The 14,715-nt window shown below is 57.8% G+C and carries 22 protein-coding genes; 4 read left to right on the top strand and 18 right to left on the bottom strand.

The window, feature by feature from the left end; genetic code table 11:
• Positions 1–4: 4 nt before the first annotated feature.
• Positions 5–577: a hypothetical protein gene (locus tag VA599_RS23640; RefSeq protein WP_346790933.1), complete on the top strand. Its 573-nt coding sequence runs from the start codon at positions 5–7 to the stop codon at positions 575–577.
• 290 nt (positions 578–867) lie between these two features.
• On the opposite strand, the gene VA599_RS23635 is transcribed toward VA599_RS23640, so the two are convergent.
• The 10 genes from VA599_RS23635 to VA599_RS23590 all read right to left on the bottom strand — a co-directional run bounded on the left by VA599_RS23635 (position 868) and on the right by VA599_RS23590 (position 7,567).
• Positions 868–1,413 (bottom strand): lipoprotein N-acyltransferase Lnb domain-containing protein, encoded by a 546-nt coding sequence (locus VA599_RS23635; protein ID WP_346790932.1) that lies wholly within the window; start codon positions 1,411–1,413, stop codon positions 868–870.
• 4 nt (positions 1,414–1,417) lie between these two features.
• Positions 1,418–1,942, bottom strand: coding sequence for a PAAR domain-containing protein (locus VA599_RS23630; protein ID WP_346790930.1), 525 nt, complete (start codon positions 1,940–1,942; stop codon positions 1,418–1,420).
• Between the two features lie 203 nt (positions 1,943–2,145).
• Positions 2,146–3,297 carry a zonular occludens toxin domain-containing protein gene (locus VA599_RS23625; RefSeq protein WP_346790929.1) on the bottom strand — a complete coding sequence of 384 codons (1,152 nt, stop codon included), beginning with the start codon at positions 3,295–3,297 and terminating at the stop codon, positions 2,146–2,148.
• A 4-nt stretch (positions 3,298–3,301) separates the two neighbouring features.
• Entirely contained in the window at positions 3,302–3,571 is a 270-nt protein-coding gene (locus VA599_RS23620; protein ID WP_346790928.1) for a DUF2523 domain-containing protein, read from the bottom strand.
• Positions 3,572–3,579: 8 nt separating this feature from the next.
• A complete protein-coding gene (locus VA599_RS23615) occupies positions 3,580–4,980 on the bottom strand; it encodes a virulence factor TspB C-terminal domain-related protein (RefSeq protein WP_346790927.1) in 1,401 nt (466 codons plus the stop codon).
• Between the two features lie 58 nt (positions 4,981–5,038).
• Positions 5,039–5,356 carry a hypothetical protein gene (locus tag VA599_RS23610; protein ID WP_081572101.1) on the bottom strand — a complete coding sequence of 106 codons (318 nt, stop codon included), beginning with the start codon at positions 5,354–5,356 and terminating at the stop codon, positions 5,039–5,041.
• A gap of 1 nt (position 5,357) precedes the next feature.
• A complete protein-coding gene (locus VA599_RS23605) occupies positions 5,358–5,570 on the bottom strand; it encodes a major capsid protein (RefSeq protein WP_346790925.1) in 213 nt (70 codons plus the stop codon).
• Between the two features lie 23 nt (positions 5,571–5,593).
• Positions 5,594–5,800: a hypothetical protein gene (locus tag VA599_RS23600; RefSeq protein ID WP_021476144.1), complete on the bottom strand. Its 207-nt coding sequence runs from the start codon at positions 5,798–5,800 to the stop codon at positions 5,594–5,596.
• A gap of 2 nt (positions 5,801–5,802) precedes the next feature.
• Positions 5,803–6,111 (bottom strand): hypothetical protein, encoded by a 309-nt coding sequence (locus VA599_RS23595; RefSeq protein ID WP_021476145.1) that lies wholly within the window; start codon positions 6,109–6,111, stop codon positions 5,803–5,805.
• A 70-nt stretch (positions 6,112–6,181) separates the two neighbouring features.
• Positions 6,182–7,567, bottom strand: a complete 1,386-nt coding sequence (locus tag VA599_RS23590) for a replication initiation factor domain-containing protein (RefSeq protein WP_346790923.1) — start codon at positions 7,565–7,567, stop codon at positions 6,182–6,184.
• A 105-nt stretch (positions 7,568–7,672) separates the two neighbouring features.
• Between VA599_RS23590 and VA599_RS23585 the strand changes: the two genes are divergently transcribed.
• The 3 genes from VA599_RS23585 to VA599_RS23575 all read left to right on the top strand — a co-directional run bounded on the left by VA599_RS23585 (position 7,673) and on the right by VA599_RS23575 (position 9,347).
• Complete coding sequence (locus VA599_RS23585; RefSeq protein ID WP_346790922.1) at positions 7,673–8,128, top strand: hypothetical protein; 456 nt, start codon at positions 7,673–7,675, stop codon at positions 8,126–8,128.
• Between the two features lie 73 nt (positions 8,129–8,201).
• On the top strand, positions 8,202–8,663 hold the full coding sequence (locus VA599_RS23580) for a hypothetical protein (protein WP_046158237.1): 462 nt from the start codon (positions 8,202–8,204) through the stop codon (positions 8,661–8,663).
• 78 nt (positions 8,664–8,741) lie between these two features.
• Positions 8,742–9,347 carry a DUF2726 domain-containing protein gene (locus VA599_RS23575; RefSeq protein WP_346790920.1) on the top strand — a complete coding sequence of 202 codons (606 nt, stop codon included), beginning with the start codon at positions 8,742–8,744 and terminating at the stop codon, positions 9,345–9,347.
• Between the two features lie 157 nt (positions 9,348–9,504).
• Here the strand turns inward: VA599_RS23575 and VA599_RS23570 are convergent, their stop codons facing one another.
• The 8 genes from VA599_RS23570 to VA599_RS23535 all read right to left on the bottom strand — a co-directional run.
• A complete protein-coding gene (locus VA599_RS23570) occupies positions 9,505–10,335 on the bottom strand; it encodes a hypothetical protein (protein ID WP_346790919.1) in 831 nt (276 codons plus the stop codon).
• Positions 10,336–10,387: 52 nt separating this feature from the next.
• Positions 10,388–10,621: a hypothetical protein gene (locus VA599_RS23565; RefSeq protein ID WP_346788561.1), complete on the bottom strand. Its 234-nt coding sequence runs from the start codon at positions 10,619–10,621 to the stop codon at positions 10,388–10,390.
• 126 nt (positions 10,622–10,747) lie between these two features.
• Positions 10,748–11,050 (bottom strand): hypothetical protein, encoded by a 303-nt coding sequence (locus VA599_RS23560; RefSeq protein ID WP_346790918.1) that lies wholly within the window; start codon positions 11,048–11,050, stop codon positions 10,748–10,750.
• On the bottom strand, positions 11,050–11,391 hold the full coding sequence (locus VA599_RS23555) for a hypothetical protein (RefSeq protein WP_231178315.1): 342 nt from the start codon (positions 11,389–11,391) through the stop codon (positions 11,050–11,052). The genes VA599_RS23560 and VA599_RS23555 overlap by 1 nt, the downstream gene beginning before the upstream one ends.
• A complete protein-coding gene (locus tag VA599_RS23550) occupies positions 11,388–11,987 on the bottom strand; it encodes a glycoside hydrolase family 24 protein (RefSeq protein WP_231178313.1) in 600 nt (199 codons plus the stop codon). Before VA599_RS23550 ends, VA599_RS23555 begins: the two co-directional genes overlap by 4 nt.
• Positions 11,980–12,531, bottom strand: coding sequence for a PAAR domain-containing protein (locus VA599_RS23545; RefSeq protein ID WP_346790917.1), 552 nt, complete (start codon positions 12,529–12,531; stop codon positions 11,980–11,982). Before VA599_RS23545 ends, VA599_RS23550 begins: the two co-directional genes overlap by 8 nt.
• 388 nt (positions 12,532–12,919) lie before the next feature.
• A complete protein-coding gene (locus tag VA599_RS23540; RefSeq protein WP_346790916.1) occupies positions 12,920–14,167 on the bottom strand; it encodes a type II secretion system protein GspD in 1,248 nt (415 codons plus the stop codon).
• Positions 14,164–14,715: hypothetical protein (locus VA599_RS23535; protein WP_346790914.1), on the bottom strand; the 552-nt coding region annotated here is incomplete at its 5' end. The genes VA599_RS23540 and VA599_RS23535, both read right to left, overlap by 4 nt.

Here is a 14,715-nt window from a genome sequence, read left to right as displayed (position 1 = left end):
TTTAATGAAGATTGCATCATTAATTCCCCGGGGGTTTGTTGTTTTAAATTCCATTCTGAGACTCGTTTCTGGATACGGTGGAGTATGTGCCATATTTATGACGCTGCACTTTTGGATTTCGGTTGTGATGTTGTTGCTTACCATGCAATATTGGATGAGGCATGAGTGGTGGGGGCAAGTCTTAAATACCATTCCAACTTTGTTAGGCTTTTCGATTGGGGGCTTTGCTATATTTATTAGCCTTGGAGATCATGATTTTAAAAAGGCGCTATGTCATGAGCTTGAAAGCGCCGCTGAGGGAACGCCGACCACCTTTAAAACTATAACTACACAAATATGCCTAGCCTCCCTAAGTCAAGCATTGGCTATGTTGGTGGCTATTTTGGCAAATGCTATTCTTGCTGACTGCAAGCCGTATCTTAATCAGTATTTTGTGTTTGCATTCAATATGGTGGGGTATTGGGTATTTTTGTATTCTGTTTGCTTTTTGGTGGATGTTATTGTGACGATATTTAATATTGCTGAGATGAATGAAAAATACATTCAATTTGTACTGGGGAAGGGAAGGAAAAAATAGACCCTAAAGATACCTCCCTTATCACGTTCATCTAACTATCTTTAGATTCTCTGCATCTAACACCCATCCCTTTTTGTTGCCACAAATCACCTCGGTGTAGGCGTCCACCTTGCCATAGACGGTCTCCCCTACTTTGCAGGCAGTTCCCGATTTAACTGTGAACGCAGGCTTGTCGCGCGCATCATTCACCGCCGCATAGACTACGGTGTCCCGTGTCACGGTTGCGTCCGTATCGGGTGCGGAGCATCCAGCCAGGGCGGCAAGCGCCACCAGTGTCAAAGCAGGTTTCATCATTGTTTGGGATAGGTGGTTTTCTGGATCAGCCGCTTGGAATGGCTCAGACCGGCCATCAGATCGGATGGAGAGACAACATTGCCGAACGACCAACGAGGATCATGTGCGATGAGGCCAGCGGCGCCCAACGCATCGGCCATGTTGGATGAGCAGCTATTGTAGGTGATGTCATACGGGCGATTCGCTGCCCGTTGCTTGTTGATGAACGCCAGTATCTTCTCTTTTTCCTGCGACGACACTACCAGCTTATAGCCCCAGGTGTCGCGGTGCATTTTCGTTTGTTGCCGCATCAGGTAATGCTCTCGATTGTCGACGTCCCAGCCTGGATGCGCGCGGCCGTACACCGTGCCGTCGATCTCGATAGCCGTGTGGCCAAATTGAGAGCCCGCAGAGATCAACCGGGAGTCGCTGACCAGTATTTCGACGGTTTCCCGCTTCAGCAGGAGCCGCTTAACGTCTTGGTCCGAGTCAGGGGTTAAGCTTCGGTTTGCGATCAGGAACAACTCTTTGCCAGCTGGAGATTTAACGCTTTGATTGGCCATAGTGCTATTCCAGATAGATTTTCACATTTTCGGCCTTAACCGTGTCCGCGAGCATGTGCGTATAGCCTTCATCATCGGTAACGCCATGCTCCAGCTCGCCGTTTTCGCGCTCGATCGCGTAAGCATGATGAGCAAGGGGATGCTGCGACACCTGATCCAGCAGCTGGAATTTGTCATTGAAAAACATTGGCGCGGTCGCAGCCAAGGCGGCCACCCCGGCAATTGCCCCCGTAGGCGCGCCAGAACTGGCGCTAGCGCTGGATTCATAATCACGCTGCACCTGACCAAGCGTTGAAATCAGCGCAGCGCCGCAGCTGGTCTTGTGGCCCTCAAGCGCGACGGCTTTGCCCCCGACAGTCCAACTGGAGTCCCCTTCTACAATCACGCAGTTGGTGTGTCCTTGTCGCGGGCAGCTGACTGCGTCGCCTACACACGCCACTTGCTTGCCGAACATCGATGTCGATGAGGCCGCGCTGACAACGCTGCCGCCGTGGTCGGTCGGATCGCCCAAGCGTATGACCTTTTTCATGCCATCACTCTTTATCGGAAAAGGTGAAGCACCTTAAAGCATATTGATGCGGCTGAAAGCTGTCCATTAGCACAAATTTGAGGCCGACCGCTCACGACCTATCGCACATTCTTGATCAAGTACACGAGCAGCACCGGCAGGCCGACGGCGGCAATAACGAAGCATACGAGCCACAAATAGAATTCCATTCCTCCCCCTTCCCTTTATGAGCGGTCTTCCTGGCGCTTCTCTGCCGGCGAGTCCTGGCGATGGCGGTCAAACATGTTCGGCTTGTGCGAGCTATCGCCCAGCATCTGGATGCTGCCACCCTGCTCTCTTTGCGTCGGCATGGCTTCAGCCTTGGCCACAGGCGCAGGCGCTTCCCTGGCCACCTCTACATAAGGATTGAAGCGCGGCGCGTTCATCTCTTCCCGGCATTGCGCTTCCGTCATCTGAATTCGCGTCCCCTGTTGGGTGTAGGCGTGGCAGGTGTGGCGATTGGCGATGAAGGCCACCGCTTGCGGCATCTGTCTGACCTGGCGCATCTGGTCATACGCCGGCGCGGTTTCGGGCCGGCCGGCAAGTCGCGGGTTTTCCGCTTCAAACAGGCTGGCGGCGGTCACGGCCGCTTGCGGCGTGGCGGTGGCGGTCGGCAGTGCTGGCGCGGCATCGGGCGAAGCCTGGGCGTTGGCGGGAGCCGGCTTGCCGGCGTCCGGGTCCATCTTGTTGCTGATGGAGCGGAACGACAGCCAGCCCAGGGCGAGCATGGCCACCAGGGCAGCGCCCAGCAGCCAGACGTAACCAGGGATGCGCTTGCTTTGCTTCAGGTGCAGTGAAGCCGACTTGTATTGCTCAAACGCCTTTTTGGGCAGCGTGTAGCGCTTGCGGGCGGCAACGTCGCGCGAGGCCTTGGACTTGGGGTCGCCGCACTCCGACCATTCGTAGAGCTGGCGGCCAAGCGCCATATTGCGAATGTGCAGATGGCGCCCAATCAAGGATTTGATATTGGAGTCGATCAGGTGCGGCCCCTGGGTGATCAACCAGAAATCGACGCCGGTATGGCGGTGCGTCTCGAACGCGGCGACGATGTCCGGCACCTTGGACGCGGCCGAGCGTGGCCGGTAGACGTTTTGGGCTTCGTCGATGACGATGATGGCGTTCGGCGGGAAGGTGAACACCGGGCGCGTGAGCGTCGGGTCTTCCGGCAGCGCGACCTGTTCCGTCCATTCGGCAATCGGCGGCGTCGGCTGATGGCTGATCTTCAGTTCGGGAATCCCCATCACGAACAGCGGGCGGTTGCCGACCTCTTCCATCAGCAGCGACACGGCCAGCGCGGTCTTGCCCGCCCCTGGCTCGCCGGTAATCAACGTCAGCATGGCTCTAGCTCCGTTTGAATTCGATGCGTTTGAACACGTTCATGGACAGGCGGAAGGCAAACGCGCCAACGATGATGCCCAACGCTTCGCCCAGGCCGGCGAGGCCGAGCAGATTGGCGGCGATGGACGGAATGCCGCTGAGATTGGCTTGGATCGCCTGATTGAGCTGATCGGCGATCAGTTGAATGCCGGAGTAGGTGACGACGGACAGGCCCAGGCTGACCAGTATCTGGCCGATGATGGGCTTGACCATGCCGACCAAAAATGAACTCATGGTGGCCATTAGCTACCCTCCCCCTTTCTGGCACCGAAGATGATGAAGTACGCGACGATGACGGCGGCCAGGAGGATCAGCGCGCGAATGGCGGTGGCGAACTTGCAGAACCATTCGAACGAGTAAGAGAAGTGCTGGCCGCTGGACAGCGTGAATTCGTAGTTCGGCGGGCAAGTCGCCGGCATGGAGAAGCTTTTCGGAGAGAAGCTAACCTCTCGTTTTTCTTCCGGGATCGGCACGCTGGGCGGATCGCCCCACTTGCTGCAGCCGATGGAGTCGGGGTACTTGTCGCAGTCGGTTTGCTGAGGCTCTGACGGTGGCGGCTTGTTGGTGGTGCTGGTCGAGGTGGATGTCGAGCAGCTGCCGGCCCCGGTGCAGCTGTTGACCGTGGTGGTCGAGGTGGTGCTTTGCTCGAAGCCGATTGGCTTGCCCATCAGGCCGCCCCCGGTGGGCTTGTAGGTGGTTTGCGTCTGCGTCTGGGTGGTGACGGTGGAGCCGTCGGCGCGGGTTTCGGTGCTGGAGCCGGTCACGGTCTTGGGACCGGTCACCGGATCGCCGCTGACGCTGGATTCGCCGGCATCATCCATTTCCAAGATCGTGCCATCCTTGGCCACCGCTTCAATCAGCGGCTTGTACAGCTTGAGAATGACGTCATCGGCCATCGCATCGACATCGGCGTCGTTCACCTTGGTTCGCGGGACCGGCGTGCGAATGGGGATATTGGGGTCGGTCTGTTTGAAGTGGAGATCGGCCACGACGCCGCCGCATATCGAAACCACCACCGCTTCGGTTTTGGTCTCGTATGAGGGGAAGTAGTATTGTCGGTTACAGCTGTTTTTATGATCGTCGTAAAACCGATCCAGGCAGCTGGAGAGCGTTTTCGCCTTCGGGTAATCCCAGCACGCCACCGGATAGTCGGGGTTGTAGCCCTGGTAAGGATCGCGTCCGCTGCCGGTGCCGGTGGAGCCGGCATTCGTGGGCCGGGTCCATTCCTGGGCGTCGCCCATCCATTCCCAGCCCTTTTCGATGGCGTAATCAATGGCGATGCTGGCTGCAGCGCCGCCGATCATGCCGCCGAGCCCGCCGCGCATGTTCTTGCGCAGTGCCGGGCCGATGCGTTCGGACAAGGATTTCGCCGGGATTTTGTAGTGATCGAACATCCGGCCCTGAATCATATTGGATTCCATGCCGTAGGCGATCTGCGTCGTGACGCCGAGCGATTTTCGGTCGTCGAGATACACCTTCATGATGGTCCCGGACAGGCGTTCTTTATCCGCCGCGGTGGTGGCCTTACGGGTGATCTGGTCGCCGTAGCGGTAATAGGTGCCGACCTGATAGCCGCCGGCCTGCGCGGGAGGAACAAGCAGGCCGAACAGCACGGCCAGGAACAGGATAGGCGGTGTGGTCATTTGAGGATCACCCAGCCCGCCAGGATCACGGACAGAAAGCCCGCCAGGAAGTAGACGCTCATGTTTGCAAAGTCCTGCGCAAGACAACGATGCCCCAGGCGATGAAGGCCGGCAGCAGCACCAACCAGCCCAGCGCGACGCCGTCGCGGACCTGCTCGGCCGGGTTGCATTCCGGCAGCTGGGGCGAAATGCCGACGCTGGAGGTTAAAACGGCCCGTTGCGGGCCGTTTTGGTAGGTGTTCAGCTGCCAGCCGGCCCCGGTTTTTTCGAAAGCCGAATAGCCGGTATCCGAGAGGCGCGGCGCGGTGGCGCTGTAGTACGCATCCGCCGCGTCAGCCAGATTCGAATAGCAGGCCGTGCCGACGCTGTAGCCCATGTCACAGCGCCTTGCGCAGCCACTTGAAGCCGAAGATGCCGACGATCACCGCCAGCACCAGACCGCCGAGAATGGCGGCGTCCTTGCCGGCGTTGGTGATGGAGGATTTGACCTCTTCCGGCACTTCCGCCAGGGCGGAGGCGGCGGCGGTGGTCATGGCGGCGGCCAAGGCGGCGCGGGAGCCGTAGCGGCGAGCGATTTCACGGAATTTCATGTTTTTCTCCTAGAGTTGGCGTGCTACGAATAGCACTTGGTCACATCATCGAAAAAACTACACACCACAAACGAATTGCCGAGAATGAAGCGAGCGGTGTCGATCGCTGATTCGGGGTTGTCAAATCGACCCGCGCCCGACAGAAACTTGGTGAACCCGACGTCACCATCCAATGGACACAGGAACTGTCCCGTGTCCTTGTCCTGCACTACCCAGACGGGGCCGATCATGGTTAGCCCTGCCCTTGCGCGGCTGCGCCCTTGGCGGGCGTCACGCCGACGATGACGGTCTTGGACGTCTTGCCGTTGGTGACCATCTCCAGCTCGCACACCGCCAGGAACGGGAACGGCAGGTTCTTGATCTTTTCGAAGTTGGCGGAGTCGCCCCAGGCCATTTCTTGCGCAGCCGTGCCGACGGCGTTGCCGTTCTGGTCATTGAGCGGCACCTCGACAAAGAGCTTGGTGTTGTCGTAGAGCGTGCCGTCTACCGTGTCTTTGAAGCGCTTCGCGCCGATGACCTTCATTTGAGTTTGGAAACGCATGCTGGAAATCTCCTATAGATGGCGTCTTCCCTGCTGCCAGCGATCCGCCGTAATCGCTGAGGGTGATTGGTTAGGCGTGGGCGAAGCGGGCGCCGGCGTGCCACTCTTCCCGCGCCATCCTGACAAAGGCGTCGGTGTCGTAATCGATATGGGCGTAGTCGTGGACGAAGTCTTGATTGCCAAGCTCGCAGCTGATGTGCGCCAGCTTCAGGCGTTGCGGATAGCCGGCTTCGGGCCGGGCGAGGCGTTCAACGATGGATTCCACCGACCAGGACGCAACCTCTCGCATGTAATTCACCAGCCGCCCCACCTGCAGCGCCGCATAGTGCAAATGATGGTCAAGGCTGTATTCCTGGCCCTTGATGATGGTCTCGATGCGTTCCGGGGTTTTCATGCCCTTGAAGCGGGCGAAGGCGGGATAGGCTCCGGCTAGATAGCTGCCGGCGTTGAGCAGGATCTCCAGCGGAATGATGCGGTCCACGCCCTTGAACTCGACCTCGACGCGGAACCAGTTGCTGGACGGACTGCCCAGCTGTTTGCCCTTCTCGTAGCCCCGGCAGAACTTGCCGTTCTTGCGTTTGCCGACGTAGAGGGTCCGACCGGAGCCGTCCGGGTTGTCCCAATCGCCGTGCCGTTCGACGAAAGGATTGCGGCCGCCGCAATTGAATCGGCCCGCCCTCACCTCTTCATTCATCACATCGGCGTTGTAGTCGCCGTTGAAGTCGTCGTAAGCGCAGTCCACCCGCGTCAGGCGCGGATTCTCGGCTTCATGCTGCAGGAAGTCGTACAGGCGTTTTTCCCAGCCCGAGTTAGCCGCATTGCAGCCGGTGGCCGTCAGCTGGATCAACATCGTGTTGCGTTGACCGCCGAAGGACAGATTGCCGTAGCAAACGTCTTCCTGGCCGAGAACCCAGGTGTCCCGGTAGAAGTTCATCCCCTTCGGCCGCTTGTGGGAGACGCCGAAGCCGAATATCTGGAACAGCCTTTGTGACATGGTCAGGATGTATTCATCATCCGCCACCATCATGTGGCCGGCGATGACGTGACAGGTCGATTCGTGGACCGTGAACGACACTTGGTCGATATGCGCCAAGTCATCGCCCCACCCTGCTCGCACCATCACTTGCTTGATCTCGCCATTCTCCAGAACGAGGCTGATTTGCTGCAGTTCCGGGCTGAGGTTCTGCGCCTCTGCCTGCGGTGCAGACTTTCCCCCCGTGTTACTAGTGGGGGGAAGCGCGCGCCGTGCTGCTCGCTGGCGCTCGCTATCACGTCCCGCGCCGCCCCATGCGCCAATGCGCGGCAACGAAAGCCAGTAGCGCAGATCGCGCTTCTTGGCCATGTTCGGCATGGCCACCGGCATGTCGGGGTCGAATACGGCGCGATAGCGCGGCTCTGTGCCTGTCTCGCGGCGGACATCATGCGCCTCAAGAACCACATGGCTATTGCGCCCCATATCTTCCTCCCCTGCTAGAATTGGTAATATGCTCAAGTCCACGGGTGAGGACTTTGCGCAATGCTAAGTCCACACGTGAGGACAATACAAGGGGGTACTGACACCATGAAGCCGAGCATCGAATACCTGCAGGACGCGATTGAAAAGCTAGGAGTTGAAAACGATTCGAAAGCGGCAGCGGCCCTGAAGATCAGCAAGCAAGCCATCTGCAGCTATAGATCGGGCGAGCGAATCATGGATGATTTCACATGCATCATGGTCGCAAAGACGCTTGGTATTGACGGGATGGAAGTGATCGCAGCGGCGCAGATGGAGCGCGAGAAAAACGAGGAACGGCGGGAGATTTGGGCTGATTTTCGGAAAAAGTTCGGCGTCAAGGCGGGGATCGCCGGACTAGCGGCAGTTTTGACAATGGGGAGCCTCGCCCCGAATAAAGCATGGGCCGAAAATACGCACATATCGCAGCATTTAGATGCTGAATATGATGACGGTCTATATTATGTCAAATCTTGTCAGTCAAATTATGGGCAAGATTGTGCCGGAAAATTTTTACGCGACTGACACGATTCATGTCGCATGCACGCAACACTTTCGCGAAACTGACGTCATTCCCTGATTCAATGCTTGCCGTCAGATGAAGCACTACAACCCTGTGGCCACCTTTCCATGCCGCCCGGACGATCTGTACCGGGCGCTTTGCTTTGGCGACGTCCAGACCCTGGCCAACGAACTAGACGTCACTCCTCAGAAAATTGAGCGCTGGCGACGTGGCCGCGACCCCGTGCCGAAGCTGGTCTATCTCTACCTCATCAATCGCACCGGCACGACCCTTGGCAAGCAGTACGGCCCGTTTCGCGACTTCCAACTCAGCGACCGCGCCGACGCCTTGGTATGCCCAGGAACCGGCACCCGGATCAATTACGCAGAACTGCCGCTACTGGCCGAGTATCGACGGGCGCACCGGCTGGCGCAGCAACAGGCGGAGCTGATTGAAAAGCTGATGAAGGAACGCGACTACTATCGCCATAACTGCCACCAAGACGCCCGCTACGGCATGCTGCTAAGCGGCATCTTCAATCACAGAGATAAAGGCTAGCCCGGCCTTTTGCACACCATCAGGATTGGCAATGACAAAAAGGTAGAGAATGAAGGTTTTCCTTGCTGGAGTCCTATCATGAGCTACCTACTACTTGTTTTTGTACTGCTGCTTCTGGTCCTGCTCGCCTTCATCGTTCTGGCCCTAAAGAAAACATCAGGTGCACCACGCGCAGGCCATGCCCAGGCCAGTAAAAGCCGCTTCTTTCTCAAAAGGAAGCAGTTGCTGACGGGCCGCGAGATCGATTGCTACAAGCTGTTGGTCAAGGAGTTGGGGCCGGACTTCATCGTGTTCCCTCAAGTCGCCTTTAGCCAGATCCTCAACGTGACGGGAGGTACGCAGTCCGAAAACAGAAAGCTGTGGATGACCATGAGCCAAAAAGTGGCTGATTTCGTCATCTGCAAAGACGACCTCACCATGTTGGCCATCTTGGAATTGGATGACCGGTCGCACCAGGGCAAGCAAGACAAGGACCGCGCGCGGGATGGCGTTGTTGAAAGCGTCGGCCTGAAGGCGCTGCGGATTGCCGGCCCGGCGAGGCAAGAGGACATCGCACGGATCGCCATGAGGCTGCGCGGCATGGCCAACCCGCAAGCAATGGCGGCAGGCGTGACGTTACAGCCCCCTGCCCCGCGGCGTGATCCGGTTCCGCTGCGCGCCGTGGAGCGGGATACCGGTCGATAACATTGGAATTTTAATCACCCAAAACCAGGGCAAACACCCGGATCAACTACGCCGAGCTGCCGCTACTGGCCGAGTATCGGCGCGCAAACCGATTGGCACAGCGGCAGGCGGAGTTGATTGAAACACTGAGCAGTGATGGTTGACATGGGACGGTGACTTACAGTTGCTTTTTTAGCTCATCAAGTTTGGGGGTAATTTCCAAGATGTCGAATCGCTCCTTGAACATCATGCGAAAAATAAGCAATGCGCCAAGCCCAATTTGCGCGCTAGTCTTAATGGCATGAGCGAGGGCCGGGCCATCATCTACCACGTAAAGATGCAGAAACTCCACGTCATCGTCACCTGCCCTCATCTGCATTGACGAGGTTAGCGCTCGTTCGTTCGGATGCGCGCCGTAGTCGACCGTTCGCTCATACAGGGTGCGAATTTTCTCATGCAAAGACTGATCAGCCGCTGCTAGAGTAGCCATGACTTTTCTAGTCTCAAACCTTCTTCGGCAGGCCCTGATACTGTCATCGCTTTCGTGACGGCGCATCCAAACTTCCCCATAGCCAGAGTTGCGACGAATATGCAATGCATATAGGGCGTACTCCAGCACGCTGCGAAGGGATGGAAAAGCATCGACAGTTTGCCCCCCCATCACCAATCCACAAGCTGCCCGATATGCGGAGTGCGAGCGCAACAACAACATTGGTTCAAGTAAGGTTTGGGGGTGATTTAGATTGCTTGAAATGGTATAGAAGGCCTGGTCGACCTGCTGCAACAACTGAAATTCGGCGTGTTTATTTGAAAACACCGCCCAGTTGTTCCAGTGAATAATGTCCAAGAACTTTGTTAGCTCATCAGTGCCCCAGCCCTTGGGAGGTTCTTTTGTCGCCATCACACCCCTCATCGCCACAATGCCAACGGCATCAACATACCGGAAAAAGCCCTCGCTGTAAGTGGAATTTGGGTCAAAATGGGAAAAAAGACGGGTAATACCAGTCACCCGTCTAGGCCGGCTTCGCCGGCCCTGGCGGAGCCTTGCAGCGGCGGCGATGTCACCACATCACGGGGTTGCCCAGGGTCTTGAAGGAGAACTTCTCCAGGATGGCCCAGCTTGCCTCGTCCTCCGTCCACCCAAGCGGGACGGCAAGGGCAAGAACCTCGCCTGCCTTGTCGCGCGTAGTCAGATATACCCGATATCCTAGCCGCTCTAACTCGGCCTCATCCGGCACGGTTCGGTGCTGCTTATCGGATGCGCCACCGACGAAGTCAACAATCAAGCCCGGCATAGCGCCCACCTCTCAAGAGGACATAACAGCAATCTAGCGTTAGTAAAAGCATAAGGATGTACGAGGAAACACTTATGAAAAAACCCGCCAAGGCGGGTCTCTGCTTTAGTTACAACTGCCGGGATCTCAATTCCAAGCCTCATAGTCCTTCAAGTCCTGGTATTTTCGCAGAAGCTGCTTGATGGCCCGATCATGCGGATATTGCTTCTGCAGGACGAGATACAGCTCCTTGGCCTGGCCGCAGCTCTCGTTCATGTTCTTTTTGATTTCGGCCTTGTTCTCTTCCGGCAGATCCACATCCCACTCGCCTGACAGATGAACGCAAACATCCGCGCTCGTCTTGAAATTTTGTACGTCTAGGTCTTTAGGCTTGGCAGCCAGGCAAACAGGTGCCAAAAGCAAAAGAGTAATTGTGTCGAGTCGCATCATCACTGACACTCATAGTTCCAATCACTGACAACCATGTCCCGCAGCTCCTCGCCCTTTACGAATACCGACAGGCATTGGCCTTTTTTATCCTTGTACTGAAGGATGCAGACGCCGATGTCCATGGCGCAAGAGTAGACCTCCTTATACCCTGCTCGATAAAGAATCTTGTCCACTCCAATCAATGTGCTTGGATCTGGATTCTTGAACGGCTTCCATCCATGCGTCAGCACGGCCTTCCGTGCTGACTTGAATGGCTGGTCTTTCTTAAGGAAGGAATCGGCCTGATCAGCGGCATAGGCCGAAACACTTGCCATCATTACCAAAGCTGAAATCAGCCTCATTTGATAGTTCCACCGTTTGAAGTGTAGTAGCCGGCAAAATCTTCATACTTGGCATATGGTTGCTTGTACCTGCCCCGCTTGCCTTTGCCTTGCGGCAGTGCAGCCCAGCGTCCGGAGCAACGGCTTAGAGATGTTTCGAGATCGCCATCCACGATTGCCTCAATGGCTTTTTCCGCTCTGAAAATTTCCACTGCGATCAAGTCTTGTGTATGGGGCGAGAAGTCTTTCAGACCCATGTTCCCACCCATTTCTTTCCATGTCTCAAGATTGATCTGGTACATACCTGCTGCGCTAGTCTTGCCGCCGTAGCCGGGGCCGGGATGCTTAGAGTAATCGCTAAAGCGCCACTTATCGTTCTTTTTGCCCTTGATCGCACCATACATGAAATCGTACCCGCCGCCCTCGGCTTCGGCGATGGCTTTTAGGAATGCAGCCACGTTGTGATTGGCGAGATATTCCTCGTTCTGCGCCTTGCGGATAGCCTTCTTATCTACCTTGACACCCTTGACTTTACTGTCTGTGCTGGGCGTGGTGGTCTTTTCAGCCACCTTGATCAACGGTGTCTTTGTCGGTTTACTGACTAGCTTTTCAGCCATTATCACCTCCCATATCGAAATCACCGATATGGATTGCCACCACTTCAGCCGCCTTGTGATCGTCGATCATGTGCGTGTAGCCACTGCCGTCAGATATGCCGTGTTCTTTGCTGCCATCAGCTCGAATGATCGTGTATTCGGCGTTCTTCAATGGCTGGCCTTCTTCGTCGTGCAATTGGTACCTTTCGTTGAACATGAGTCCTGCGGCCACTGCCGCAGCTGCCGCGATAGTGGCGGCATTTCCTACCTCTGTCCCTGCCGTTGCTGTGCCGCTGCCTTCATAGCTGCGCATCACCTGCCCTAGCGTTGAAATTAGCGAGGCCCCGCAAGACGTCTTATGACCCTCGAGCGCCACCCCCTTGCCGCCAACGGTCCATGACGGATCGCCTTCAACAATCACGCAGTTTGTATGCCCTTGTCGCGGGCAGCTGACAGCGTCACCCACCAGCGCAACCGCTTTGCCGAACATGGTCGTCGTTGCCGACGCACTCGTGACTTGGCCACCATGGTCAGTCGGATCGCCTAATCGAATAACAGGTTTCATGGATATCGCCCCGCTATGAATGGCGGGAGGCTACCTCAAAGGCAAAGGCCTGTTCCACTCGTCCATGGTACAGGCCTGAAAAGTCAAAAGCGCCCTCGCCGGGCGGCATGCCCCGGGGATGCTTGGCAAGCCAACATCCCCCGGCCTTGCCGTGGAGGGTCTTTACGTGGGCAGGCCCGTCAATACCGCAAATCCTCACCCGTTCGGTGCTCGCCTATGGCTGTGCTCCGCGTGCGGCTTCCGGTTTGGATATTGACAGGCTGGGGAGGCTCTAGCGCGCGCTTCGGCGCGACGATGTGGGGCATGCCCGCTCGATGTGGCCCGGCGGCTGCCCGCCCCGCAGTCCGTCCGTCCTCGCTGCCGCTGCGGGCGGGCGGCTGCTGGGCGCTTATCCGCCCCGGCCTTGCGTGCTGACCTGCAACAGCATCACGATTTCGCTGCTGCTGGCATCCGACGACGCGCTGTCCAGGGCGCGCGGCAGGAAGCTGAACCTCTTGCGCCTGCCCTCCTCCTTGTTCTGCTGCAGGCCGCCCAGGAACACCATTTCGCCATCCGCTACCGCGACCGAGGTCGAGAGTTCGCGCTTGGTCAGCGTCGGGCTGTTGTCCACCCCGGTTTCTGTCTTGGCAAAGTCGCTGATCTGCTGGCGCACCCGCATATCGACGCCACCAGGGCGAACATTCGGCGTCAGATCGAAGATGACGCCCGAAGACCGATATTCGATTGACTGTACCGGCGTGCTGCCGCCGTTCGGATACGAGATTGACGACACCGTCGGCACGTCCTGGCCGACCGACAAGTGCGCCACTTGGCCGGAGTTGACCAACAACCGGCTATTCGTCACCACCTTGAACCGGCTGTCGCCGGCCAAAGCGCTGAACACGGCGTCAACCGTGCCGGACTTGAATCGAATAAAGCTGTCCTGCTGGCTGGCCGTCGTGTTCAGCCCGAGCGACAGCTTGCCACCCAGGACGGATAGCAGCAGGTCGAAAGCGCTGCCCTCCTTTCGCCCGGTGTTCACCTCGTAGACCAGGCTGCGGACCATCACTTGCCCCGCTGGCGTGTCCAGCTGGGGCAGGATCTGCTTGAGCCGCTGGATGTCGGTCTTGTCGCCCTGGAACAGCAGGACATCGGAGCCGGCCTTATCCAGCAGCGCCGCGGCTGACCCTTGGGGCGCCGGCTTGTCCGAACGCTGCTCAGGCGGCACGGCAATCGTGCGATTGGCCGCAAACGAGCCTTTGACGAACGGCCCCAGCAGATCCGCCAAGTAGCTTACGTCTCGATGCTTGGGGCGGTAAACGAACACCTCGCCCGCCAGGGCCTGGGTCTCCGGCTTGGCCTGGACGAAGTCGATGCCGGCGCGGCTGTCCACCTGATAGCCCAAGCTATCCATGAACGCGCGCCAGAAGGCCCGCAGATCGCCCTTGCCGTCAAAGCGGAACGACACGACGCGGGTATCCTGCAGAACCTTGGGATCGAGCACGTAGCCAGATTTCAGCGCATCCGTGTAGACCAGCTGCACCACTTGGGCGACTGGCACCCCTTGAAAGTCGAATTTAACCGCCTTCGCCGGCAGATCCGCCGCGCGCGTCGCGCTGGCCAAGAGGATGAAGCACATCAGCAACCACTGTTTCATTTGCGCGGATCTCCAGTAAGCGCCCCAGCTGCAGGAGAGCCGGTCCATACCGTCACTTTCTGCCCATCAATCATGCCGACGGTCGCCTGTCCGTCATTGCTGAACACTGACGGCGACTCAACTCGCAACCGCCCTGCCCCATTCGCCACGACTACCCATGCCGTGCCGTTGCTCTCGTAACGGCCCACCACGCGCCAGGCGTCGGAGTAGCCGGGGCCGGCAGGCATACCAGGCGCAGCGGGTGCGGCAGGCGCAGGCGTTGCCGCCCCTGGCGCAGCGGGCCTGCCAGGATCTGCGGGCGCGGCAGTGGCCTCGTTCTTCGGCTTTGGGTGGAAGAACAGCCAGGTGTAGCGCGCCGACATGCCCGCCATCAGCACCATGCCGCCCACCAGCGCCCATAGCTTTTTACTCGCCAGGATGTTTTGCCGGGCGTCGGCATTGACGGTCTTGCCCTGCGCGCCGTCCTTGAATGACTGGTACAGCGGGAAGATTTCCGGCTTGTACTTCTTGACCCAGGTTCCGGTAGAGGTTTTGCCGTTCTGCTTCCA

It is taken from the genome of Chromobacterium indicum, assembly GCF_039708975.1.
Lineage (GTDB): Bacteria > Pseudomonadota > Gammaproteobacteria > Burkholderiales > Chromobacteriaceae > Chromobacterium > Chromobacterium piscinae.
Note: the sequence above shows the minus strand (reverse complement) of the source record. Positions and strands in the feature narration are given on the sequence as shown.